At 71.0% G+C, this 22,502-nt stretch carries 24 protein-coding genes and 1 pseudogene; 14 read left to right on the forward strand and 11 right to left on the reverse strand.

Annotated elements, in window-relative coordinates; translation table 11 throughout:
• The first annotated feature begins 71 nt into the window (after window positions 1–71).
• The 5 genes from ABS772_RS25280 (at window position 72) to ABS772_RS25300 (ending at window position 5,173) form a co-directional block, all read left to right on the forward strand.
• A complete protein-coding gene (locus ABS772_RS25280; RefSeq protein WP_350397432.1) occupies window positions 72–617 on the forward strand; it encodes a Spy/CpxP family protein refolding chaperone in 546 nt (181 codons plus the stop codon).
• A gap of 89 nt (window positions 618–706) precedes the next feature.
• Complete coding sequence (locus tag ABS772_RS25285; protein WP_350397434.1) at window positions 707–2,497, forward strand: ABC transporter ATP-binding protein; 1,791 nt, start codon at window positions 707–709, stop codon at window positions 2,495–2,497.
• Between the two features lie 83 nt (window positions 2,498–2,580).
• Entirely contained in the window at window positions 2,581–3,621 is a 1,041-nt protein-coding gene (locus ABS772_RS25290) for an aldose epimerase family protein (RefSeq protein ID WP_350397435.1), read from the forward strand.
• Window positions 3,622–3,860: 239 nt separating this feature from the next.
• Complete coding sequence (locus ABS772_RS25295) at window positions 3,861–4,421, forward strand: GbsR/MarR family transcriptional regulator (protein ID WP_350397436.1); 561 nt, start codon at window positions 3,861–3,863, stop codon at window positions 4,419–4,421.
• 53 nt (window positions 4,422–4,474) lie between these two features.
• A complete protein-coding gene (locus tag ABS772_RS25300; protein WP_350397437.1) occupies window positions 4,475–5,173 on the forward strand; it encodes a DUF4166 domain-containing protein in 699 nt (232 codons plus the stop codon).
• 3 nt (window positions 5,174–5,176) lie between these two features.
• Here ABS772_RS25300 and rsfS read toward each other — a convergent pair whose 3' ends face one another.
• From rsfS to proB, 4 genes are all read right to left on the reverse strand, one after another.
• Window positions 5,177–5,479, reverse strand: a complete 303-nt coding sequence (rsfS, locus tag ABS772_RS25305) for a ribosome silencing factor (protein ID WP_238256469.1) — start codon at window positions 5,477–5,479, stop codon at window positions 5,177–5,179.
• A gap of 186 nt (window positions 5,480–5,665) precedes the next feature.
• A complete protein-coding gene (locus ABS772_RS25310; RefSeq protein ID WP_350397455.1) occupies window positions 5,666–6,226 on the reverse strand; it encodes a nicotinate-nucleotide adenylyltransferase in 561 nt (186 codons plus the stop codon).
• Between the two features lie 55 nt (window positions 6,227–6,281).
• Complete coding sequence (locus tag ABS772_RS25315; RefSeq protein WP_350397438.1) at window positions 6,282–7,580, reverse strand: glutamate-5-semialdehyde dehydrogenase; 1,299 nt, start codon at window positions 7,578–7,580, stop codon at window positions 6,282–6,284.
• A 152-nt stretch (window positions 7,581–7,732) separates the two neighbouring features.
• A complete protein-coding gene (gene proB / locus ABS772_RS25320; protein ID WP_350397439.1) occupies window positions 7,733–8,866 on the reverse strand; it encodes a glutamate 5-kinase in 1,134 nt (377 codons plus the stop codon).
• Between the two features lie 280 nt (window positions 8,867–9,146).
• Here proB and ABS772_RS25325 point away from each other — a divergent pair, with 280 nt between their 5' ends.
• Window positions 9,147–9,521 (forward strand): response regulator, encoded by a 375-nt coding sequence (locus ABS772_RS25325; RefSeq protein WP_238256457.1) that lies wholly within the window; start codon window positions 9,147–9,149, stop codon window positions 9,519–9,521.
• 202 nt (window positions 9,522–9,723) lie between these two features.
• Here the strand turns inward: ABS772_RS25325 and ABS772_RS25330 are convergent, their stop codons facing one another.
• The 3 genes from ABS772_RS25330 to ftsE form a co-directional block, all read right to left on the reverse strand.
• A complete protein-coding gene (locus tag ABS772_RS25330; RefSeq protein WP_350397440.1) occupies window positions 9,724–10,428 on the reverse strand; it encodes a YdcF family protein in 705 nt (234 codons plus the stop codon).
• A 239-nt stretch (window positions 10,429–10,667) separates the two neighbouring features.
• Window positions 10,668–11,648, reverse strand: a complete 981-nt coding sequence (locus ABS772_RS25335; RefSeq protein ID WP_350397441.1) for a cell division protein FtsX — start codon at window positions 11,646–11,648, stop codon at window positions 10,668–10,670.
• Window positions 11,645–12,346, reverse strand: coding sequence for a cell division ATP-binding protein FtsE (gene ftsE, locus ABS772_RS25340; protein WP_238256454.1), 702 nt, complete (start codon window positions 12,344–12,346; stop codon window positions 11,645–11,647). Before ftsE ends, ABS772_RS25335 begins: the two co-directional genes overlap by 4 nt.
• 164 nt (window positions 12,347–12,510) lie before the next feature.
• On the opposite strand from ftsE, the gene ABS772_RS25345 reads away from it, so the two are divergent.
• Window positions 12,511–13,272, forward strand: a complete 762-nt coding sequence (locus ABS772_RS25345) for a zinc-ribbon domain-containing protein (RefSeq protein ID WP_350397442.1) — start codon at window positions 12,511–12,513, stop codon at window positions 13,270–13,272.
• On the opposite strand, the pseudogene ABS772_RS25350 reads toward ABS772_RS25345, so the two are convergent.
• Together ABS772_RS25350 and ABS772_RS25355 are read right to left on the reverse strand one after the other, a co-directional pair.
• A pseudogene (locus ABS772_RS25350) lies at window positions 13,269–13,562 on the reverse strand (type II toxin-antitoxin system RelE/ParE family toxin). The gene ABS772_RS25345 and the pseudogene ABS772_RS25350 sit on opposite strands and share 4 nt — an antisense overlap.
• Window positions 13,563–13,602: 40 nt before the next feature.
• Complete coding sequence (locus ABS772_RS25355; RefSeq protein ID WP_350397443.1) at window positions 13,603–13,893, reverse strand: ribbon-helix-helix domain-containing protein; 291 nt, start codon at window positions 13,891–13,893, stop codon at window positions 13,603–13,605.
• Window positions 13,894–14,110: 217 nt separating this feature from the next.
• Between ABS772_RS25355 and hpt the strand changes: the two genes are divergently transcribed.
• Complete coding sequence (gene hpt / locus ABS772_RS25360) at window positions 14,111–14,680, forward strand: hypoxanthine phosphoribosyltransferase (RefSeq protein ID WP_238256450.1); 570 nt, start codon at window positions 14,111–14,113, stop codon at window positions 14,678–14,680.
• Window positions 14,681–14,841: 161 nt separating this feature from the next.
• Window positions 14,842–15,207, forward strand: a complete 366-nt coding sequence (locus ABS772_RS25365; RefSeq protein ID WP_003600588.1) for a response regulator — start codon at window positions 14,842–14,844, stop codon at window positions 15,205–15,207.
• Window positions 15,208–15,211: 4 nt separating this feature from the next.
• Here ABS772_RS25365 and ABS772_RS25370 read toward each other — a convergent pair whose 3' ends face one another.
• On the reverse strand, window positions 15,212–15,727 hold the full coding sequence (locus ABS772_RS25370; protein WP_350397444.1) for a TspO/MBR family protein: 516 nt from the start codon (window positions 15,725–15,727) through the stop codon (window positions 15,212–15,214).
• Between the two features lie 96 nt (window positions 15,728–15,823).
• On the opposite strand from ABS772_RS25370, the gene ABS772_RS25375 reads away from it, so the two are divergent.
• Complete coding sequence (locus ABS772_RS25375; protein ID WP_350397445.1) at window positions 15,824–17,041, forward strand: trans-sulfuration enzyme family protein; 1,218 nt, start codon at window positions 15,824–15,826, stop codon at window positions 17,039–17,041.
• 89 nt (window positions 17,042–17,130) lie between these two features.
• Window positions 17,131–17,595 (forward strand): hypothetical protein, encoded by a 465-nt coding sequence (locus ABS772_RS25380; protein ID WP_350397446.1) that lies wholly within the window; start codon window positions 17,131–17,133, stop codon window positions 17,593–17,595.
• A 30-nt stretch (window positions 17,596–17,625) separates the two neighbouring features.
• Here ABS772_RS25380 and mdoH read toward each other — a convergent pair whose 3' ends face one another.
• Window positions 17,626–19,560, reverse strand: a complete 1,935-nt coding sequence (gene mdoH, locus ABS772_RS25385) for a glucans biosynthesis glucosyltransferase MdoH (RefSeq protein ID WP_350397447.1) — start codon at window positions 19,558–19,560, stop codon at window positions 17,626–17,628.
• Between the two features lie 32 nt (window positions 19,561–19,592).
• On the opposite strand from mdoH, the gene ABS772_RS25390 reads away from it, so the two are divergent.
• The 3 genes from ABS772_RS25390 (at window position 19,593) to ABS772_RS25400 (ending at window position 22,256) form a co-directional block, all read left to right on the forward strand.
• On the forward strand, window positions 19,593–21,272 hold the full coding sequence (locus ABS772_RS25390) for a glucan biosynthesis protein G (protein ID WP_350397448.1): 1,680 nt from the start codon (window positions 19,593–19,595) through the stop codon (window positions 21,270–21,272).
• Between the two features lie 67 nt (window positions 21,273–21,339).
• On the forward strand, window positions 21,340–21,975 hold the full coding sequence (locus tag ABS772_RS25395; RefSeq protein ID WP_350397449.1) for a PRC-barrel domain-containing protein: 636 nt from the start codon (window positions 21,340–21,342) through the stop codon (window positions 21,973–21,975).
• 41 nt (window positions 21,976–22,016) lie between these two features.
• Window positions 22,017–22,256, forward strand: coding sequence for a hypothetical protein (locus tag ABS772_RS25400; protein WP_350397450.1), 240 nt, complete (start codon window positions 22,017–22,019; stop codon window positions 22,254–22,256).
• Window positions 22,257–22,502: the final 246 nt, after the last annotated feature.

Below are 22,502 nucleotides of genomic sequence, written 5' to 3' on the forward strand. Positions count from 1 at the left end.
ACACGCCAGAGACGAAACGGACGCATCGTCGCGGGACTGGGGCCGATGCCCCTGACCTTCGGAGTTGTCCCATGACCAGGAAACGCGTGACGGGTCTTGTGATGGTGGGTCTGGCGGCGCTCGGTGCGGCCGGCCTCGGGACCGCGGCGGTGAGTGCCGGCGAGCGGGGCGGATCCTCCGCCGACGCGCCCTGGGGCCACCGGCACGGGCGCTGGTCGGCGCTGTCGGCCGAGGATCGGGCCGCCTTCGCGGATGCCCGCATCGCCGGGCTGCATGCCGGCCTGAAGCTGAACCCCGAGCAGGAGAAGCTGTGGCCGCCAGTCGAGACGGCCATGCGCGATCTGTTCAAGCAGCGGGCGGCCCAGCGCGAGGCCAGGAAGGAATTCAAGCGAGAGCGCGGTCGGATGGTGGACGATGCCCCCGGCGTGCTCCGGGCCATGGCCGATGCGGCGACCGCTCGCGGCGAGGCCCTGCGCAAGCTCGCCGACGCCAGCACCCCCCTCTTCTCCACCCTGGACGAGGGCCAGAAGCGCCGCGCCATGATGCTCGCCCGGCCGATGCGGCCGTTCGGCGGGATGCACCGGCACGGCCCCCGGCCCGGCGGCGAGCGGGACTGAGAGCGGCGCCGCTTGATCCCCGGGCCGCGCGGCGGCAAACACCGCGGACCCCGGCGTTCCGGCCGGGGTCAGCACAGACATGGTACGATATGGCGCGCCGGCCGCTCCTGAGGGGCGACACCCTTCCCCTGCTCGGGCGGCTCTGGCGGGAATGGCTCTCGCCGCACCGCGCGACGCTGGCGGTCGTGCTCGTGCTCATCACCGTCGTCGGCGCGGCGACGGGCCTCTACCCCGCCCTGATCAAGGCCGCCTTCGACGCCTTCGACCGCAAGGACATGAGCGCGCTGGCCTACGGGCCGCTCATCGTCATCGCCGTCACCTCCGCGCGCGGCTTCGCCCTGTTCGGCCAGACGGTGCTCACCAACCGGGTCGTCACCCGCGTCGAGGCGGACATGCAGGCGGCGCTCTACGCCCACCTGATCGATGCCGACCTCGCCCAGCTCGGCCGCGAGAGCCCGGCCGCCTTCACCCAGCGCTTCACCACCGACTTCGCCTTCATCAAGGAAGCGCTGACCCGCATCTCGACGGTGCTGCTGCGCGACGTCGCCATGCTGGCCGCGCTGGTGATCGCGTTGATCTGGATGGACCCGCTGCTGACGCTCGCCGCCGCGGTCACGGCGCCCCTCGTGGCCGGACCGGTCAACCGCATCGGCAAACGGCTGCGCCAGGTCTCGACCACGACGCAGGAGCAGATGGGCGCCACCGCGAGCCTCATCACCGAGAGCCTCCAGGGCGCCCGCGTCGCCAAGACCTACGCGCTGGAAGGCTATCTCAAGGGCCGTGCGGCGCAGGCGCTGGACGAGGTGCGCCGTCTCAAAATGAAGGCGGCCAATGCCCGCGGCCGGCTCGACCCGCTGATGGAGATCGGCGGCGGCCTCGCGGTGGCGGGCGTGCTGGTCCTGGTCGGCCAGCGGGTGATGTCGGGCGACCGGACGGTCGGCGACTTCACCGGCTACGTCGCCGCTCTTCTGCTCGCCGCCCAGCCGGCTCGCGCGCTCGGCACCCTCAACGCCATCCTGCAGGAGGCGGCCGCCGCGCTCAGCCGCTACTTCGCCCTGATGGACGAGCAGCCGACGATCCGCGAGGCCGCGACCGCCCGGCCGCTGACGGTGACGCGCGGCGAGATCCGCTTCGAGGGGGTGCATTTCCGCTACCGCGCGGACGCCCCCGCGCTGGAGGGGATCGACCTCGTGGTGCCGGCGGGCTCCACCACCGCCCTCGTGGGACGCTCCGGCTCGGGCAAGTCCTCGCTCCTCAATCTCGTGCCGCGTCTCCAGGACGTGACATCGGGCCGCGTCCTCATCGACGGTGCCGACGTGCGCGACGTGACGATCCCGTCGCTGCGGGCCGCGATCGCGGTGGTGTCGCAGGAGGTCGTGCTGTTCGACGACACCATCGCCGCCAACATCGGCTTCGGCCGCTCCGGCGCCTCGCAGGACGAGATCGAGGCGGCGGCCCGCGCCGCGGCGGCGCACGGCTTCATCTCGCGGCTGAGCGAAGGCTACGCCTTCCGGGTCGGGCCGGGCGGCGGGCGGCTCTCGGGGGGCGAGCGCCAGCGCATCTCGCTCGCCCGCGCCTTCCTCAAGAACGCGCCGATCCTGCTCCTCGACGAGGCGACCTCGGCGCTCGATTCCGAATCCGAGCACCTCGTCCAGGAGGCGCTGGAGCGGCTAATGCGCGGGCGCACGACGCTCGTCATCGCCCACCGCCTCTCGACCGTGCGCGAGGCCGACCGCATCGCCGTTCTGGAAGCCGGCCGCGTGATCGAGCTCGGCCGCCACGACGAACTGGTCGCGGCGGGCGGCACCTATGCGCGGCTGCACCGGCTGCAATTGTCGGATGACTCGGGAACATCGACGGCGCAGGCCGCCTCTGCCTGACCGCGCGTCGTCTCGAATGCGTGGCTATCCTGCCACCCATCCTGTCCTCCACGCGTAATGCTCGGGCAGGACAGGAGCGGCGGATGAGATCGGAAAAATTCGGGACGACGCGCGAAGGAGAGACCGTCACCCGGCACACCCTCGTCCGGGACGGCCTTCGCGTTCAGGTGATCGATTACGGCGCGGTCGTCACCGCCATCGAGATCCCCGATCGGGACGGCCGCGTCGCCAACGTCGTCCTCGCCCTCGACACGGTGGAGGGCTACGAGACCGTGAGCCCGCATTTCGGGGCGATCGCCGGGCGCTTCGCCAACCGCATCGCGAACGGGCGCTTCACCCTCGACGGGAAAACCTACGCGCTGCCGATCAACGCGCCGCCCAACACCATGCATGGGGGGCCGCACGGCTTCGCCAAACGCCTCTGGCAGGTGGCGGATGCCGACGAGACGCGCCTCGTGCTGAGGCGGCGCAGCCCCGACGGGGAGGAGGGATTTCCGGGCAATCTCGACGTGGAGGTCGTCTACGGCCTGCCCGAGGCCGGCATGCTGCGGATCGACTACCGCGCGGTGACCGATCGGCCGACGGTGCTGAACCTCACCAATCACAGCTACTTCAACCTCGCCGGCGAAGGCACGGGCGACGTGATGGACCATGTCGTCGCGGTGTTCGCGGATGCCTACGCACCGACGGACACGACGCAGATCCCGACGGGCGTGCTGGCGCCGGTCGCGAATACGCCCTTCGATTTCCGCGAGCCGACGATTCTCGGCGCGCGCATCCGGGAGGGCCACGAACAGATCGTCCTGGCCGGCGGCTACGATCACGCTTTTGCCCTACGCGGACCCGCCGGCACGCTGCGCCCGGCGGCCTCCTGCCACTGTCCGGCGAGCGGGCGGCGCATCGAGGTTGCGACGACGCAGCCGGCGCTCCAACTCTACAGCGGCAACAACCTCGACGGCGCCCTCGTCGGCCCCTCGGGGCGGACCTACCGCTCCGGCGACGGCGTCTGCTTTGAGACGCAAGGGTTTCCCGACGCCCCAAACCACCCGAACTTCCCGAGCGCGGTCCTGAGACCGGGGGAGACTTTCGCGTCGACCACCACCTATCGCTTCTCGGTGGTGTGAGACGCCCTCCGGCTGATCACTTCGATCTTATCCGCGTCATTGCGAGGCGAAGCCGTGGCAATCCAGGGCGCGACCTCTCCGGAGAAGTCGCACCCTAAATCGCTTCGGCTCCGCCTCGCCATGACGGGAGCGGGCAACGCCTGAGGTGATCAATCGAAACCGAGCAGCCGCGATAGGCCGAATGCCAACCTGCAAAACCATCGCTTGACTTCCATCCCGTTTGGTCTGAAATTTCTGTCATGTCAGAAATTTCAGACCAAACGCAAAAGCTGGCGCCCGCGGTGGAGCGGTTCATCCTGCACTGGGGCGATCTCGGCGGGCAGTGGGGCGTGAACCGTTCCGTCGCGCAGATCCACGCCCTGCTCTACCTGTCCGACCGACCGCTCGCGGCGGAGGACATCGCCGCGACGCTCGGCATCGCCCGCTCCAACGTATCGACTTCGCTGAAGGAACTGGCGGTCTGGAACCTGATCCGTCGGGTGCCGGTGATGGGCGAGCGGCGCGACTTCTTCGTCGCCGAGACGGATCTGTGGGAGATGGTCACTCGCATCGCCGCGGGCCGCAAGGAGCGCGAGATCGACCCCGCCCTTAAGGCCCTGCGCGAATGCGTGGCCGAGGCCGAGGGCGACCCGCGGGTCGGGGCCGTGGCCTCGCGGCGTCTCAAGGCGATGCTGGACTTCACCCAGACGCTCGACGGCTGGTACGCGCAGATGCTGAACGTGCCCCACAACACCCTGGCCAAGCTGATCCGGCTCGGCGGACGGATCGTCCGCTACCTGCCCGTGAAGTCCGAGCCCTGATCCGCCGGCTCGCCGGGTGCGCCGCCCGGAAGGATGTTCGAGGAGGCTCTTCGATGCGCAATGCCGCCGAGATGGCCGTCCCGGTCAGCACGCCGGACCGTCCGGCCGAGCTGTTCGACCTGCGGTTTCGCGCGCTCGTCCCGGATGCGGATTGGGCGCGTCTGCCGCCCGCCGTGCGGCGGCGCTTCACCAAGCGCCTCGGTGTCGGCGAGAGCGCGGTCTATGCCGGGCGGGTGGTCGAGACCGACCTGACCGCCCTCGGCTGGCTTCTGGCGCAGGGCCTGCGCCTCGTCGGCGCGCCCTTGCCGACGAGCCGCGTCGCCGACGTGCCGAGCGTGGTCGCCGTCACCCAGGACGGGGCCGGCCACGGGCAGATCTGGACGCGGCTCTACGCCCGCGGCACCGGCTTCCCGCAGGCCATCCACTCGGCCAAGCGCTTCCAGGGGCCGACCGGGCTGGAGGAGCGGGTCGGCGCCGGGCTCGGCATGAGCCTTCGGGTTCTGGTGGAGGACCGGGCGCTCGTCTTCCGCAGTGAGCGCTACTTCATCGATCTGCCGGGCGTCCGGCTCATCCTGCCGCGCTGGCTGACGCCGGGTACCCTGACCGTGAGCCACGCCGCCACCGGTCTCCGCAGCTTCCGCTTCGTGCTGGAAATCCGCCACGCCTGGCTCGGCCGCCTGTTGCGCCAGGAGGTGGAATTCTCGGACCATGTCGAGGCGCGCGAGGAGGACGCCTCCGCCGCGCTGCCGTGAAGCTCAGCCGGCGAGGCGGGCGCCGGTCGGACGGTCGGCGCCCCAGATCTTCTCGAGATTGTAGAAGCCGCGCACCTCGGGCCGGAAGATGTGGACGAGGATGTCGCCCGCATCGATCAGCACCCAGTCGCAGGCCGGCATGCCCTCGACGCGGGCATTGCCGAAGCCCTTCGCCTTCATCTCCTGGATGATCTTGTCGGCGATCGAGCCGACATGGCGCTGGGAGCGGCCGGACGCGATGATCATCGTGTCGGCGAGCGACGTCTTGCCCGCGAGGTCGATCTCGACGGTTTCCTCGGCCTTCATCTCGTCGAGGCATCCGAGGGCCAGGGCCTTCAGGGCATCGGAGGAGGCGGGCTCGGAATCGGAGCCGGCGGCTCCCGGCTGAAGGTGTGCGGACAGGGTCTCGTTTCCCGGCAATCGGATTGTGGCGACACCGCCACCTGCTGAAATTGGCCGCTTTCCGCCCGCTTTTCAAGCGGGCGAAGCGCCCTACGCACCTGTCCGCAACGCGGTCGAGGACAGATCGGAGCGCGGCCCGTGCAGGAAGGTCCAGGCCGGCGGGTGCCGGCCGGCCAGGGTCGGCGCGTCCCCTTCCGGAACCCGCGCCGCCGCGAAAGCGCGTGCCGCCCGCGCCGCCGGAGCCTTCAGGGTGTAGCCCGGCCGGTCGATCACCGCGACCGGCATCAGCGCCAGGATGTCCTCGAAGTGGCGCCACCGGTGAAGCGTGCCGAGCGAATCCGCCCCCATGATCCAGACGAAGTGGAGGGCGGGCCGGCGCCGGACCAGCCAGCGCAGGGTGTCGGCGGTGTAGCGGCTGCCGATCGCCGCCTCGAAGCCGGTGACGGCGATGCGCGGGTCGTCGGCGAGCGCCCGCGCCTGCGCCACCCGCCCCTCCAGCGGCGCGAGCAGGCCGTGATCCTTGAGCGGGTTTCCGGGTGTGACGAGCCACCAGACCCGATCGAGCCGCAGGCGCCGCAGGGCGGTGCGGCTGACATGCAGGTGCCCGGCATGCGCCGGGTTGAACGAGCCGCCGTAGAGGCCGACCCGCAGGCCGGGCACGGCCGGCGGAAGTCTGTGCTCGCGCAGAGGAGTCGCCGTCAGCGCGTCAGGGCCGCGTCTGGCCGCTGCCGTGGACCCGATACTTGAAGGTCGTGAGCTGCTCGACGCCGACCGGCCCGCGGGCATGCATCCGGCCGGTGGCGATGCCGATCTCGGCGCCGAAACCGAACTCGCCGCCATCCGCGAACTGCGTCGAGGCATTGTGGGCGACGATCGCCGAGTCGACCTCGTTGAGGAAGCGCGCGGCGGCCTCGGTGTCGTCGGTGATGATCGCGTCGGTGTGGTGCGAGCCGTTGGCCTCGATATGGGCGATCGCCGCGTCGAGCCCCTCGACCACCTTCGCCGAGATGATCGCGTCGAGATACTCGGTCCGCCAATCCGTCTCGTCGGCGGGCGTCACCCGCGGATCGACCCCTTGCGTCTCCGCATCGCCGCGCACGGCGCAGCCGGATTCGAGCAGCGCCTCGACCAGCGGCTTGAGGTGGGTCTTGGCGACCGCCGCGTCGACCAGCAGCGTCTCGGCGGCGCCGCAGATGCCCGTGCGGCGCATCTTGCTGTTGAGAAGGACGGTGCGGGCCATGGCGAGGTCGGCGCCCTCGGCGACGTAGACGTGGCAGATGCCGTCGAGATGGGCGAAGACCGGCACCTTCGCCTCCGCCTGAACCCGCTCCACGAGGCTGCGCCCGCCGCGGGGCACGATCACGTCGACGCAGCCGCCGAGACCGGTCAGCATCAGGCCGACCGCCGCGCGGTCGCGGGTCGGCACGAGCTGGATCGCGTCCGCGGGCAGGCCGGTGCGGGCGAGGCCCTCGCTCATCGCCGCGGCGATGGCGGTCGCCGTGCGGTGCGAATCCGAGCCCGCCCGCAGGATCGCGGCGTTGCCGGCCTTGAGGCAGAGCGCGCCGGCATCCGCCGTCACGTTGGGGCGGCTCTCGAAGATGACGCCGACGACCCCGAGGGGCACCGAGATCCGCTCGATCAGCAGGCCGTTCGGCCGCTCGAAGGCGGCGAGCTGGCGCCCGACCGGGTCGGGCAGGCCCGCGACCTTCTCCACCGCCTCGGCGATGGCCGCGACGCGGCCCTCGTCCAGGGTCAGACGGTCGATGATCGCCTTGGTCTGGCCCGCGGCCTGCGCGGCGGAGACGTCGCGCGCGTTCTCGCGCAGGATCCCCGGGGCGCTGGCGCGGATCTGCTCGGCGATGGCGCGCAGCGCCAGATCCTTGGTCTGCGCCGGGGCGAGCGCCATCGCCCGGCCGGCGGCGCGCGCGCGCCGGCCGATGCCGGCCATCAGCGTATCGAGGTCGTCCGCGTCCGCGAGATCGGACTTGAGATTCAGGACAGGCACGTTCCCGCTTCCCGTCTGGCGCCGATCGACCGGCGCGATTGAGCATTTCAGTGCATAGACTGAACGCATATGCACCCTCTTGCGCCCCATTGCACGTCGCTCAAGGGTTGAACAAGCGTCGATCTTCACTCGCCTCGCCGGAACGGAGCTCGTCAGTTGCCGATCATCGCGAGGTCGTCACGGTGGATCATCTCCGTGCGTCCGGCCTGGACGGCGGCGGCGGCGATCTCGCGGCTGGAGCGGCCGATGATGGCCGCGGCGTCGGCGCTGTCGTAGGCGACCAGTCCGCGCCCGAGAATGCGCCCCTCGGGGCCGCGGATCAGGACGGTGTCGCCCTTGGCGAAGCTGCCCTCGATGGCGGTGACGCCGACCGGAAGCAGGCTCGCCCCGCCTTCGAGCGCGCGGACCGCCCCGGCATCGACGACGACGGTGCCGGAGGCTTCGAGCGAGCCCGCGATCCAGGTCTTGCGCGCGGCGGTCGGCGTCGAGCCCGACAGGAACCACGTGCAGCGCCCGCCCTCCCGGACGACCCGGAGCGGGTTTTTCCCGCGCCCGTCGGCGATGACCATATGGGTGCCGCCGCCGGCGGCGATCTTGGCCGCCTCGACCTTGGTGCGCATGCCGCCGCGCGACAGTTCGGAGGCGGGACCGCCCGCCATCGCCTCGATCTCCGGGGTCACCCGCTCGACGACCGGCAAGTGGCGCGCCTGCGGGTCGCTGTGGGGCGGGGCGGTGTAGAGGCCGTCGATGTCGGAGAACAGCACCAGCACGTCGGCGCCGATCATGGTGGCGACGCGCGCCGCTAAGCGATCGTTGTCGCCGTAGCGGATCTCGGCGGTGGCCACCGTGTCGTTCTCGTTGACGACCGGGACCGCGCGGACTTCGAGGAGCTTCTGCACCGTCGCGCGGGCGTTGAGGTAGCGGCGGCGCTCCTCGGTGTCCTTCGGCGTCACCAGCACCTGGCCGGCGACGATGTCGTGATGGCCGAGCGCCTCGGTCCAGTACCGGGCGAGCGCGATCTGTCCGACGGCGGCGGAGGCTTGGCTCTCCTCGAGGCGGAGCGCGCCGGGAGGGAGGCCGAGAACCGTGCGCCCGAGGGCGATGGCGCCGGACGAGACGACGACCACGTCGACGCCGCGGCCGTGCAGGTCGGCGATGTCTTCGGCGAGCGCGGCGAGCCACGCGTGGCGCAGGCGCCCGCGCGCGCGATCGACGAGGAGGGCCGAGCCCACCTTCACGACGACGCGGCGGAAATCTTCGAGTGCGGGAGGACGGACTACGGTCATGCGACAGTCGTTACGGGCGCGCGGCGACGGCGCGGCGATCACAGGGGCGAATTCGGTTCCTGTGCATGAACCGTCGGGTCTTGGCCAGATCCCGGACGCACATGCACCCCCTGCCGAACGCCGGACCGGACATTTCGCGCGCAACTTGGTCGCGAACGCGTGATGCGTGATGCAAACTATCTCATGTTAAGCCTAGCCGTCGGGGGTGATGATGTCGAAGATGGCGTCTGCGCGAGGTCGATGGGTTTCGCGGCGCCGTTCGATCGCGGGGATCGCCCCGTTGCCGGTCACGGCGCTCGTCGGCCGACGCGTTCTGATCGTCGAGGACGATTATTTCTGGGCCGACGAGCTGCATCGCGGTCTGCTCGGTGCCGGGGCGGCGGTGCTGGATCCGGTCGCGAGCGTCGAGGCCGCTCTCGAAGTCCTCGGCTCTCAGATCACCGTGGATGGTGCGATCCTCAACATCCAGCTCAGAGGCGAGCGCGGCTACGCCGTCGCCGACTGGCTCCTCGAGAGGACGGTGCCGTTCCTGTTCGTGACGGGTTACGATCGGCTCGCCCTGCCGCCCGGCTACGCGGCGCTGCCGCGGCTCGAAAAGCCGGCCAGCGTCGAGGCGGTGATGCGGGCGATGATCGCGCTCCTGCCGCCGGGTTGATACATCATCCGTTTGACCACTTTGGTTTCGCCTGCGTCATTGCGAGGCGAAGCCGTGGCAATCCAGGGCGCGCCCTTTCCGGAGATGACGCGTGCTGGATCGCTTCGGCTCCGCCTCGCGATGACGGCAGGAAACTCAAGGCGATCAACCGGAAACCGTAGGAGTTCCCGGCGCGGCCATTGAGCGGGAGGGCTGCCGGAGATCAGTGCATCTCGCGCAACAGCCGCTCGGCGACGACCTTCACCGGCTGGCGGCGGCCGATCAGAACGGCGAAGTGCGACTGCTCGGGATCCGATTCGAACCGCGTGCGCGCCCAGGCGACGAGAAATTTCAGGTACTCGGCCCCGAGCAGACGGGTGACCGCCGGATCCGCCCACCAGCGGCCGAGATCGAGCCCGTCGGAGACGACGGGATAGGGGATCAGCGTCTCGCCGTCCCGAAGGGCGTGCCGCAGTTCCACGAGGGTGCGGGGCATGTGGTAGCTCGACGTCACCACCGCGACGGTGTCGAAGTGGTGGCGGCGCATCCAGCGCCGGGTCTCGATCGCGTTGCCGATGGTGTTGCGCGCCCGGTAATCGAGATCGACGCAGCAGGTGATCCAGTGCTCCTGAGCCGGGTTGAGGCGCACGATCTCGTCGCGGGTCGTGCGCTCGTTGACGCCGGAGATCAGGAGCCGCCTGCCGTGGCCGGCCGCGAGGAGGTCGATGGCGTCGCCGACGCGCTGCGAGCCTCCGGTCATGGCGACTATGCCGTCCACGCCGTCGAGGCTCGGCCGCTCCGCCTGCTCGACCACCGCGACGAAGGCGAGGAAGCCGCCCGCCAGCACCACCAGGCCGAGGATGGCGAGGCCGAGGACGGCCCGAAGGAGGCGGATGCCGCGCCGCGGACGCGCGCCGTCGTTGCTCATCCGAGGGACGGAAACCTGCGACGCTCCGCGGATCGACAGCGTCGCCCATGGCCATCCGAGCGCCTCGCACGACGGGTCGCAGGACGGACGAACTTGGAGCCGGCCCGGGCCGGCCGCCTGTCGGCGTGGCGCTCGCGGAAACATGTCGGACGGAAACAGAGGCTCATGACGGTGTCGGTGCCGGGACTCTCGGTTCCGATTGGTTGTCGAAACGTTAACGGATTCGCTTGGTGTGACTCCTATCGGAGGAAGCGGCGGACCGTGAACCGCGACACGGTCGCCGTGACGAGGGAGGCGATCACGCCGATGAGGACGATGATCGCGTAGCCCTGCCAGCCGATCTGGAAGGTGCCGAACAGAGCCTCGATCTCCTCGCCCGCCGGACCCGACCGCCAGGTCCGGGCGACGAAGCCGGCCAGGGCGCAGGTCAGCAGCGCCGCGCCCGCGCCGAGCGCCCCTCCCCTCAACCCCAATCGGAAGAAGCGGCTCTGGAAGGCCTTGGCGATGTAGTCGTCGTCGGCACCGACGAAATGCAGCACCTCGACCACCTCGCGGTTGCCGGCCATGGCGCCGCGGGTGGCGAAGACCACGGCGAGCCCGGTGGCGAACAGCACCAGGAGGACGATGCCGATGCCGATTCCGGCGAAGGTGTTCGCCATGGTCGAGAGGCGCTGGAGCCAGAGGGCGTGGTCGTCGAGGCTCGCCACGCCCGGCAGCGCCGTGGTGAGTGCCGTTCGCAGCGCAGCGAGGTCGGCGGGGCGGTCGCTGGCGAGCGTGAGCGCGATCAGGCGCGGCACCGGCAGGTCCGACAGATCGAGCCCGCTGCCGAGCCAAGGTTCGAGCAGCCGTTCCGATTCTGCCTTCGAGAAGATGCGCGCGCCGGCGATGCCGGGCGCCGCCCGCGCGAGGCTTTCCGCCTGCCGCACGTCCGTCTCGATGTCGCGTCCGGCACTCGGCCGGACCTGCACGGTCACCTCCTGCGCGACGCTGCCCTGCCACTGGCTGGCGCTGGAGACGGCGATCTCCGCCGCGCCGGCGCAGAGCGCGGCAAGGAAGGTGAGGATGGCGATGACCGCCGCCAGCGCCCGGCTCGCGGCCGAGTCGGTCGGCACCAGCGGCGCGTTGCGGCGGAGGTTGGCCGGCAGCGCCGGCTCGGGAGCGGGCGCTGCCGTCCGGGCCGGGGCCGCTTCGCCTCGCGTCGGGGCGCGTACGTCGCTCATGCGCCTTCCACCCGCAGGCGGCCCTCGGCGAGCACCATGCGGCGCGCCTCGACGAGATCCATCAGGCCGTAATCGTGGGTGGCGATCACCACCGAGGTGCCGAGCCGGTTCAGCTCCATGAACAGCCGCAGCAGGCGCCGGGCGAGGCTCGGATCGACGTTGCCGGTAGGCTCGTCGGCCAGGAGCAGTTCCGGCCGGGCGATGAGCGCCCGCGCGATCGCCGCGCGCTGCTTCTCGCCGCCCGACAGCAGCGGCGGCAGGACGTGCATGCGCTCGCCCAGCCCGACCCAGCGCAGCAGCTCCACGACCTCCGCCCGGTAGCTCGTTTCCGCCCGCTCTTGGACGCGCAGGGGCAGCGCCACGTTCTCGTAGGTAGTGAGATGGTCGAGCAGGCGGAAATCCTGGAACACCACGCCCATGCGGCGGCGCAGGCCCGTGAGCGCGTCGTTCGAGATGCCGCTCACCTCCTTGCCGAAGATCGAGACGAGGCCGCGGGTCGGGCGCACCGAGAGGAGAATCAGGCGCAGCAGCGTCGTCTTGCCCGCCCCCGACGGCCCGGTGAGAAACTGGAACGAGTGCGGCGCGATCTCGAAGCTCACATCGGACAAGACCTCCGGCCCGAGGCCATAGCGCATGCCGACGCTCTCGAACCGGACGACGGGCTCCTCCGCGCCGGACAGGAGGCTGCCCGTTTTCATCCCAGCCGACAAGGCCCGCTCACTCCACTCTCGCCCGACACAGGGTCCCTGTGCCGCATCCGACTTCACGGCCGGTTAACCACACTCGGGGACAACGTTTGTGTCCTTTTCGAGAGCGCGGCAACCCGCTGCCGGGACCTCAAACCGACTCCGGCCCTATCGCCATGCTGATCGTCTGCCCGGCCTGCGCCAGCGAGTATCGTATTGATGCCGAGCGCGTCGGAACCGGCGGGCGCTCGGTGCGCTGCGCCGCCTGCCGCGAGACGTGGTTCATCTCGGCCGACGAGGTCGTCGCCGCCATGTTCGACGAGATGTCGGCGGAGGAGGACCCTGCGCCGACTGCCGCCGTAGAGGATCCGGCGCCCGCAGCCGAAACCGAGGCGCCTCCTGAGGCCGCCGCGCCGCGTTCGCGTCCGAGGAATGCGAAGACCGCCAAGCGAGCCAAGCCGACCCGCACGACGCGCCGGATCTCGCCGGCGCTGGCCGCCTGCCTCGTCCTCGCCGCCGCCCTGCCGCTCGTCCTGCTCGCCCGCGCCAGCGTCGTGCGGGCCATGCCGCAGACGGCCGGTCTGTTCGCCCGCGTCGGCCTGCCGGTGAACCTGCGCGGCATCGATCTGACCGATATCGCCGCCTTCCGAGTGCCGGCCGAGGGGAGCAATCCGACGCGGCTCGTCGTGGAAGGGGATCTCGTCGCCGTCGCCCGGGATCGCGTCGCGGTGCCGCCGATCGAGATCGAGGTGCGCGACGCCGATGGACAATCGCTCTACCGCTGGAGCGTGCAGGGGCCGCGTGCGAGCCTCGAGCCCGGAGAGCGGGCGCGATTCAAGGCGAGCCTGTCCGCTCCGCCCGAGAAGGGGCGGCAGGTCGAGGTGCGTTTTTCGGACGGGCCGGTTTCCACCGAGACCGGGACGGGTGAAAGTCGCTAGGATCCCGCTGGGGATTCGTCGTCACTGGCCGGCGCGTGGCCGCGATACAGCGCCTCGAAGTCGCGGCCGCCATAGAAAACGTTGACGACGCGCACCCGGTCGCCCTCGACCCGGTACGCGATGACGGCCGAATGCTCGAACGGTACCGTACGCAGGCCGGGCTCCAGATCGTCGCGGGGACGACCGCCGTGAGGTGCGTCGCCGATCCATTCGCACCGTTCGATCAGTCGGTCGAGGAAGCGGTCGGCGATCTCGGGACTGAGGCTGGCCTCGTAGACCCATCGTTAGATCTAGAGAAGATCGGCGTTCGCCTCGCTCCAGTAGGTGACTTTAAAACGCTTCATCCCGTTGCGCCTTTACGGTTTCAGCGTGCCGCACCCTGATGTGTGCCCGCACCTCCTCGACGGTCAGGTCGGGCCGCGGATCGTCCAGCGAACGGCGGATGCGGGCACGGATGACGTTCAGGCGCTCGGCATCTTCCTCACGCCGACGCTGCCAGAGGCGCACCGCGTCGCGCAGGACTTCGCTGGTCGAGGCGTATTCTCCGGCGGCGACGCTCTCGCGGACGGCGCGGAGCTGCTCGGGCGTCATCGTGATGCTGATCTTCTCGGCGGACGGCATGCTTGGTCCCCCTGGGGCTCGTCCGCGAAGAAAGTAGCATAAAATCCGACTTGCGGCCCACGGCCCTACCTCGAGCACTGCGTCGATCGATCACCGGCTATCCCGCCACCATCGGACGGCGACGCTGGCGGCGGCGGCTGCCCATGGTATGGTGGGGCACGGGACGGCTGAGGGCGGCCCGTGCCGTTGGAAGTCCAGCAAAACCATCAAGAGCCGCATGAGCACCGCATCGAAACGCGTCCGCGTCCTGTTCGACGAGGCGGCGATCGCCAAGCGCAACGATGAGTTGGCCGCCCAGATCGTCGCGGCGAAGCCCGAGAACCTTCTCGTCGTCGCCGTGCTCAAGGGCAGCTTCATGTTCGCGGCCGACCTGTTGCGCTCGCTCCATCGGGCCGGGCTCTCGCCGCAGGTCGAGTTCGTGCACCTGTCGAGCTACCGCACCTCGACCGTCTCCTCGGGGCAGGTCGAGATCCTGCGCGACGTCCAGAGCGAGGTGCGGGGGCGCGACGTCCTCCTGATCGACGACATCCTCGAATCCGGCCGCACCGTCGTCTTCGCCAAGGACCTGCTGATGGCCCGCGGCGCCAAGCGCGTGCTCACCGCGGTGCTCCTGGAGAAGCCCGGCAAGCGCGCGGTGACGATCGACGCGGATTTCGTCGGCTTCACCTGCCCGGACGTGTTCGTGGTCGGCTACGGCATGGATGCCGCCCACGCCTTCCGCCAGCTCCCCTTCGTCGGCCTCGTCGATTACGACAGCAGCGACGCGGACCTGTTCGGGGGCACCTAGCAGCCGTTCCAGCCGGTAAATTCCTGATAATTCCGCGACACTTGCCGGAATTCAGCCGCCGATGGAACTCTGTCGGCCTCTGATGCTTGACAGGCCACGCTTCCCCGCGGTCACTCGGGCGCAGCGATCCAGATCAAAGGAATGGTAGAGGACGCCCGACCATGGCGCGCATCCTGCTCGTGGATGACGAGGATACGGTTCGCGGCTTCCTCAAGCGCGGGCTGGAGCTCGACGGCCACACCGTCGTCACGGCCATCGACGGCAGCGACGGCCTCGACCGGCTCTCCGAGGCCGGCGGCGGCTTCGACCTGATGCTGACCGACATCCGCATGCCGTTGATGGACGGCATCGCCCTCTCGCTCGCGGCCAAGCGCGACTACCCCGACCTCACGATCCTGCTGATGACCGGCTTCGCCGACCAGCGCGAGCGGGCTCGCGGCCTCGACGCCATCGTCACCGACGTGCTGACCAAGCCGTTCTCCCTGGCCGATCTGCGCTCGACGGTGACGCGGGCGCTGGCCGCCTGACCCGTCAATTCATCTGCCAGATCGTGCCGTTCAGCAGGCAGGCGAAGGCGACCCAGGCGGCGTAGGGCACGAGCAGCCACGCCGCGGCGCGGTCGAAGCGCCACGACAGGCGGATCGTCCACAGGATCATCACGAGCATGGCGAGCGCGACGATCAGCGCCAGGCCGAGCTGGTGGGCGGCGAAGAAGACCGGCGTCCAGGCGGCGTTGAGGGCGAGCTGCGCGGCGAAGGCGGCGAGCGCCAGCCACCACGCCTTCCGCGCCGGCCCCGGCACCGGGCGGGCGCCGAGCAGCCGCCAGAGCGAGATCGCGATCAGCGTGTAGAGGATCGTCCAGGCCAGCGGGAAGACCCAGTTCGGCGGGTTGAAGGCCGGCTTGCGGATCGTCGTGTACCACTCCTCGATGTTGGAGCCGGTGGAGAGCGTGCCCACCGCCGTCACCAGGGCGACCGGAATGATCGCGGCGGCGAGCCGCGGGATCGGCGGAAGGGCCGGCCGTTCGGGAATGTCCAGGGCGCTCATGCGCTGCGCAACGCTCCGTCGTTCATATCCCCGCCTTGCCCGGTCCGGCGGATTCGCTCAAGCCGGCTCCCGAGCTGACGTCGAGCGAGGAAATCCATGAGCCGGTCCAACGCGCCTCGCGGCGATTCCGATGCAGCGCCCGTCGACGGGCTGTCGCCCGCGGACTGGAGCCCGGCGACGCTGGCCGCGCAGGCGCTCGGCCGGATCGATCCGGTGACGCGGGCGGTGGTGCCGCCGCTCCATCTCTCGACCACCTTTCTGCGCGATCCCGACAACGCCTACCGCTCCGGCTTCTCCTACGCCCGGCCCGACAACGCCACGACCCGCGAGGCGGAGGACGTGATCGCGGCGCTGGAACGGGCGGAGGCCGGCGCGCTGCTGTTCGGGTCCGGCATGGCCGCGGCGGCGGCCGTGTTCTGCGCGCTGGAGCGCGGCGACCACGTGATCGCGCCGGAGGTGATGTACTGGGGTCTGCGCCGCTGGCTGCGGCAGGAGGCGCCGCGCCTCGATCTCGCGGTCGATTTCGTTCCGATGCAGGACCCGGAGGCGGTGCGGGTCGCGATCCGGCCGGGAAAGACCCGGCTCGTCTGGATCGAGACGCCGGGCAACCCGCTCTGCACCATCACCGACATCGCCCGCGTCGCCGAGATCGCCCGGGCGGCGGGCGCCCGCGTCGCGGTCGATTCGACGGCGGTGAGCCCGATCCTCACCCGACCGCTGACGCTCGGGGCCGACCTCGTGATGCATTCGGCCACCAAGATCCTGAACGGCCATTCCGACGTCGTCGCCGGCGTCCTGGCCGGTGCGCGCAGGGACGCCTTCTGGGAGCGCCTCGTGGCGATCCGCGGCGGCTGGGGGGCGATCCTCGGTCCGTTCGAGGCCTACCTGCTGGTGCGGGGCCTGCGCACCCTGCCCCTGCGCGCCGCCGCCCAGAGCGCAGGGGCGCTCCGCCTCGCGCAGCGGCTGGCGGCGCACCCGCTGGTGAGCGCGGTGCTCTATCCCGGCCTGCCCGACCATTCCGGCCACGCGGTCGCGGCGCGTCAGATGGAGGGCGGGTTCGGGTTCATGCTCGCGATCCGCGTGGCCGGCGGCGAGGCGGCGGCGATCGACACCGCCGCACGGGTGGCGCTGTGGAAGCGCGCCACGTCCCTCGGCGGCGTCGAGAGCCTCATCGAGCACCGCGCCTCGGTGGAAGGGCCGGGCACCCCCTGCCCGCCGGACCTGCTGCGCCTGTCGGTCGGGATCGAGGATCCGGACGACCTGTTCCGCGATCTCGACGCGGCCTTGACGGGCGCGCACCGATCGATCGGCTGAGCCGGACGAATTTTGTGGAGGACGGAACGACGCCGAGGGCTTTCGTGCGTTGTCGCGACGACCAGCCCGGAGCCGCGACCCGAACCGCCATGACGAACCGCAAGTCACTTCTCCCCGCCGTGCTCGCGCTCGGACTCGTTTTCGGCGCGGCCCTGGCTGCGGATGGGCCGCCGGACCTCGACGTCGAGGCGACCTGCAAGTCGGCCGAGCGCGTGCAGCGGACGCTCAGCGACAACCCCAGCAAGGATGCCTGCCTCAATTCAGAGCGCAGCGCCCAGACGGATCTGAAGAAGCGCTGGGGTCAGTTCCCGGCCTCGGCGAAGTCGCAATGCACGCAGCAATTCCAGGCCGGCGGCTTCCCGTCCTATGTCGAGCTGCTGACCTGCCTGGAACTCGCGAGCGGCGCGGTGCCGACGCAGCCGGATCAGAATTCGGCGCCCAAGTCCGACGTCGGCGGCGGACAGGGCGGCGGTAAGAAGGAGGGAAGCTCGCTGACCCGCGAGCCCGCCCCCACCCAGCGCACCAACCCGATCGAAGTGCTGGAGAGCAAGTAGCCCGGCGATCGTCGACGGTCGGACGACGCCTTACCTCAGCGTCGGCGCGCCGGCCTCGTCGATGGCGACCGGCAGCCAGGGGGCCGACGCGGCGCCGACCGTCGCTGGCTCGGCACCCGCCGTGCGGCCTTGGTGCAGTTCGAGCAGTTCCGGCGCGGGACGGGTGTCGTCCTCCGTCAGGAACAGGCCGCGCGCCTTCGAGCCGAGACCGAGGCGGGTGCTGCTGGTGAGCACGCTCTGAGCCGGGCTCGTCAGCAGGGCCAGGGCGACCGGCGCCATCCACAGGGCGAGCCATGGGCTGCCGGCGAAGGCGAGCAGCACCGCCAGCGCCCCGCCCGCCGCGACCGCGTCGCTCTGGAGACGGAACGCCTCGCCCCACGGCACGCTGCGGTCGTCGCGGGACTGCGCGTCCCAGCGCACGACCCGGCCGAACAGGGTCGTCACCACGGCGCCGGCGGCGAACAGCGCCATCACTGGCCAGAGCAGGACCCAGATCGCCTGTTCGAGCGCCGCGCTGACGAGCAGCGAGCGGGCGCCGCCGAAATCCGCCCGGCGTCGGGGCGAGGCCAGCACGTAGCTGAGGCTCAGGAGCTTCGGCAGCGCCATCACCGCGACGGCGAGGGCGGCGAGCGCCGAGGCGGCGGCGTTGCCGCCGTCGAGCCCGTAGCCGATCAGCCCGAGTTCGCCGGACCGTGCGGCCTGCCAGGTGCCGAGCCCGAGGAAGGCGATCCAGAGCGGGTAGACGCAGTAGCCGAGGATGCCGACGCCGAGATGCCAGCGGCTCGCGCCGAGCAGGCCCTGCCAGGGGAGCACGCGGATATGCTGCAGGTTGCCCTGGCACCAGCGCCGCTCGCGCCCGAGCAGGTCGATGAGGTTGGTGGGCATCTCCTCCCAGGTGCCGCCCATCTCCGGCAGGAGGCGCACCTCCCAGCCGGCACGGCGCAGCAGGGCACCCTCGACGATGTCGTGGCAGAGGATCTCGCCCCCGAGCGGTGGCTTGCCCGACAGCACCGGCAACTCGGCGTTGCTCGCGAAGGCCTCGATCCGCAGGATCGCGTTGTGGCCCCAGTAGGAGCCGTCCGGCCCCTGCCACGTCTCCAGGCAGCGCAAGGAGAGCGGCGCATAGAGGCGCACCGCGAATTGCTGGATGCGCGCGAACAGGGTGTCGCGGCCGGCCGCGTACGAGACGGTCTGGATCAGGCCGGTGCGCGGGTTCTCCTCCATCAGCCGGGCGAGGCGGCGCATGGCGGCGCCGGTCATCAGGCTGTCGGCGTCGAGCACGATCATGAAGTCGTACTCGTGCCCGTAGGTCTCGCAGAACTCGGCAATGTTGCCGGCCTTGCGGCCCTTGTTCTCCGTCCGGCGGCGGTAGCGGATGCGCGGCATGCCGCGGCCCTCGCGCTCGGTCCAGGCCTGGATGCGGGCGAATTCGTGCTCCTCGACGGCGCTGATCGCGCCCTCGCGGGTATCGGAGAGGACGAAGATGTCGATGTCCGAGCCGTCGCCGCCCTCGCGCTGGAGCGAGCGGGCCATGACGCGGATCGCCGAGAACACGGCGATCGGGTCCTCGGCATGGATCGCCACAACGGCCGCCGTGCGGCTGAGGCCGGTCGGACGGGTCGAGATCGTGGCGGCCCGTCGCTCCAGCGCCGACAGGGCGCGGTCGCCCATCAGCGCGGCGACGAGGCCGTAGAGGTACTGCCAGGCGGTGAAGGACTGCCACGCCATCAGCACCACGAAGAGGCCGAGCACGGTGCGGCCGAGCCACGTCTCCGGCATGCCGTAGGCGGCGAGCGCCAGGGCGGCGATGGCGGTGGCGGTGGCCAGGGTCGGCCCGGCCAGGGCGAGGCGGCGCAATCCGAACGACGCCGGCCGCGGTGCGGGGCCCGCGCCCCTCGGGCGGGTTTCACCCCCGGCCCCCGTCTCGACGGAGCGGTCCGCCTGCGGCAAGTCTGGGCTGGACATGATGGGCGTCGACACTCGCGGGAGGGATCAGGATGGCAGGACCGTCGGACGCTGAGGACGAGGCGCCCGGGGCAAGCGGCGTTTCGCGGCGCGCCATCGTGCGTGGCGCTGTTCGCGGAGCTCTCGCCGGTTCGGCCGGCTTGAGCGTTTCTGGCCTTCTCGACCTGAATACAGCCAGAACGATGGCTCAAACGTCGGAAAGCGCCCCGTCCCAGGCGGCCTCGGACGCGCGTCCGGTCACGTTCGAGGCGGTGGCGCAGCGGGCCGAGCGGCTGGCCGCGGCGCCTTACCGCGAGCAGAGCAGCGATCTGCCGCAGGAGCTGGCCGCCCTCGACTACGACGCCTTCCAGGCGATCCGCCTCCGACCGGAGGCCACGGTGCCGCTCGGGTCCCGCTTCTCGCTGCAGCCGTTCCACCGGGGCGGCCTGCACGCCAAGCGGGTGGAGATCGTCCTGCAATCGCCCGAGGGCGTGCGCCGGTTCGACTACGATCCGAACCTGTTCGATCTCGGGCCGGCGCTGCAGGGCCGCCGCTACCCGCCCTCGCTCGGCTTCGCGGGGTTCCGCATCGCCTTCGGCTTCGATGCGGCGCGGCCGCAGGCGCAGGAGGAGTTCCTGGTCTTCCTCGGCGCGTCCTATTTCCGCATCCGCGGCCGGGATCAGGTCTACGGCCTCTCGGCCCGGGGCGTCGCGGTGAATACCGGCCTGCCGCAGGGCGAGGAGTTTCCGGATTTCACGACCTTCTGGATCGAGACGCCCCGCGACGATGCGGCCGCGATCACGATCCTCGCGCTCCTCGACGGTCCGAGCCTCGCCGGCGCCTACCGCTTCAGCGTCACGCCGGGCGTGACCGCGCAGGTCGCGGTCGAGACCGCCTTGTTTCCACGCCGCTCCGTCGCCGCGCTCGGGCTCGCCCCGCTCACGAGCATGTTCCTGTTCGGCGAGAACGGAGCGGGTGTTCGGGGCGCCGAGCCGTTCGACGACTTCCGCCCGCAGGTGCACGATTCGGATGGGCTCGTGGTGCAGACGCCCGGCGACCGGCTGTGGCGGCCCCTCGTCAACGGCCGCGCCGCGCCGCAGATCTCGTCGTTCCGCGCCAACCCGCTCGAAGGCTTCGGGCTGCTGCAGCGGGAACGGCGCTTCGCCGCCTATCTCGACGTGCAGGCGCGCCACGAGGACCGGCCGGGCCTGTGGGTGGCGCCGAGGGGCGACGGTTTCGGCGCGGGCGCGGTGCGTCTGTTCGAGATCCCCTCGCGCACGGAGGCGACCGACAACATCGTCGCCGCCTTCGTGCCGGAGGCCGCCGTCGAGGCCGGCAAGCCGCTGCGGCTCGCCTACAATCTCGTCACGGTCGGCCCCGAACCGGCCCCGGCGCTGGCGCCACCGCTCGCCCGCGTCGTCTCGACCCGCGTCGGCTCCGCCGAGCGCCTGCGCCCGACCAACCCGCCCACGCCGCAGCGGCGCCTCTACGTCATCGATTTCGAGGGACCGGGCCTGCCCGACGACCCGAAGGCGGCCATCGACGTCGCGCTCTCGGCGAGCGCCGGCGCGCTGGTCGAACCCTATGCCGAGCGGGTGCCGCAGACCGGCGGATGGCGTCTCTACGCCGAGTTCCGGCCGCCGGAATCCTGGCCTGCGGGCGACGTGGTGCTGCGCGCGCGCCTCTCCCATGCCGGGCGGGTCGTCACCGAGACCTGGGACGCCGTGGTCTGACGCCGGTGAACTGAGAGGAGCGCCGGCCGTTAACGGGGCACCATCACGTCCAAACCCGGAGCCAGGGATGCGTCCCAGCCTGTCCAGCGTCCCGCTTGCCGCCCTCGCGCTCTCGCTCGCGCTGGCGCCCCTGCCCGCCCTTGCCGAGGCGGCGCCGGGCAATGCCGGCACCCCGCGCTTCATCGAGCGGCCCGAGGCCGGCACGATGCGCGGCTCGAAGGTCATCGGCGTCAGCGTCGTCGGGGCCGATCATGTCCGCGTCGGCAAGATCGAGGACGTGCTCGTTGACGGCGGCGGCCGCATCCAGGCGGTGGTGATCGGCGTCGGCGGCTTCCTCGGCGTCGGCGAGAAATACGTCGCGGTGCCCTTCGACCAGCTCGCCTGGAATTTCGAGGACGTCTCGCTCACCTCGGGCGCGAGCTCCGTCGTGACGCCCGCCAACGCGCCGAGCGCGAAGGCCGCCGACGCGGCGAGCCCGGAGAAGATGCCCGGTGCGCAGACGTCCCCCGACGTGCTCGGGGCCGTTGAGAACCGGCACGGCGGCCGCGTCTCGGATGCGACCGGTTCCGTCGAGCCGAAGCGGCCTGATTCCGAGCCGGCGACGGTGCTCGCGGGCCACGATCTGATCCGTGCCGAGGTGCGCCTGACCAAGGCGCAGCTCAACGACGCGCCGGCCTTCCAGTTCGACAAGACGCAGCGGTGACCGTCCGCGCCAGCCGGCCCGATCTTTGGAGTTCGCGTACCATGAGACACGCCGCCCTCGCCCTGACAGTCTGGCTCTCCGGTCTTCATGCGGCACTCGCCCAGGCGACGAACCCCGCTCCGCCGATTCCGGAATCGGGTCCGTCCGGTTCCAGCTCGGGACCGGCGACCGCCGCAGCGACGGATTTCAACTGGGTCTGGGCCAGCGTGCTGATCGCGCTCGCGGTGCTGGCCCTGTGGATGTTCGCCCGCAAGCGCCAGTCCGGTCCGCCGCCGCGGTAGAGCCGACGCCGAACCGGCTCCCCGTCATCGCGCGCGTCGGCGAAGCGATCCAGCGGCGGTACCTCTCGGGACGAAGCGGGGCCGTGGATTGCGGACGCCTCGCTTCGCAACGACGGGATAAGACGGTCTCAGGCTGATCACTTCGATCACCGCTTCTCTCCTCCCCCTTGTGGGGAGGAGGCAGGAGGTGGGGGTGGTTCAGAACGCGGCGGTGCGGTGCCTTCTGCACCACCCCCACCCCGAACC

This window comes from Methylorubrum podarium, assembly GCF_040270385.1.
Taxonomy (GTDB): Bacteria; Pseudomonadota; Alphaproteobacteria; order Rhizobiales; family Beijerinckiaceae; genus Methylobacterium; species Methylobacterium podarium.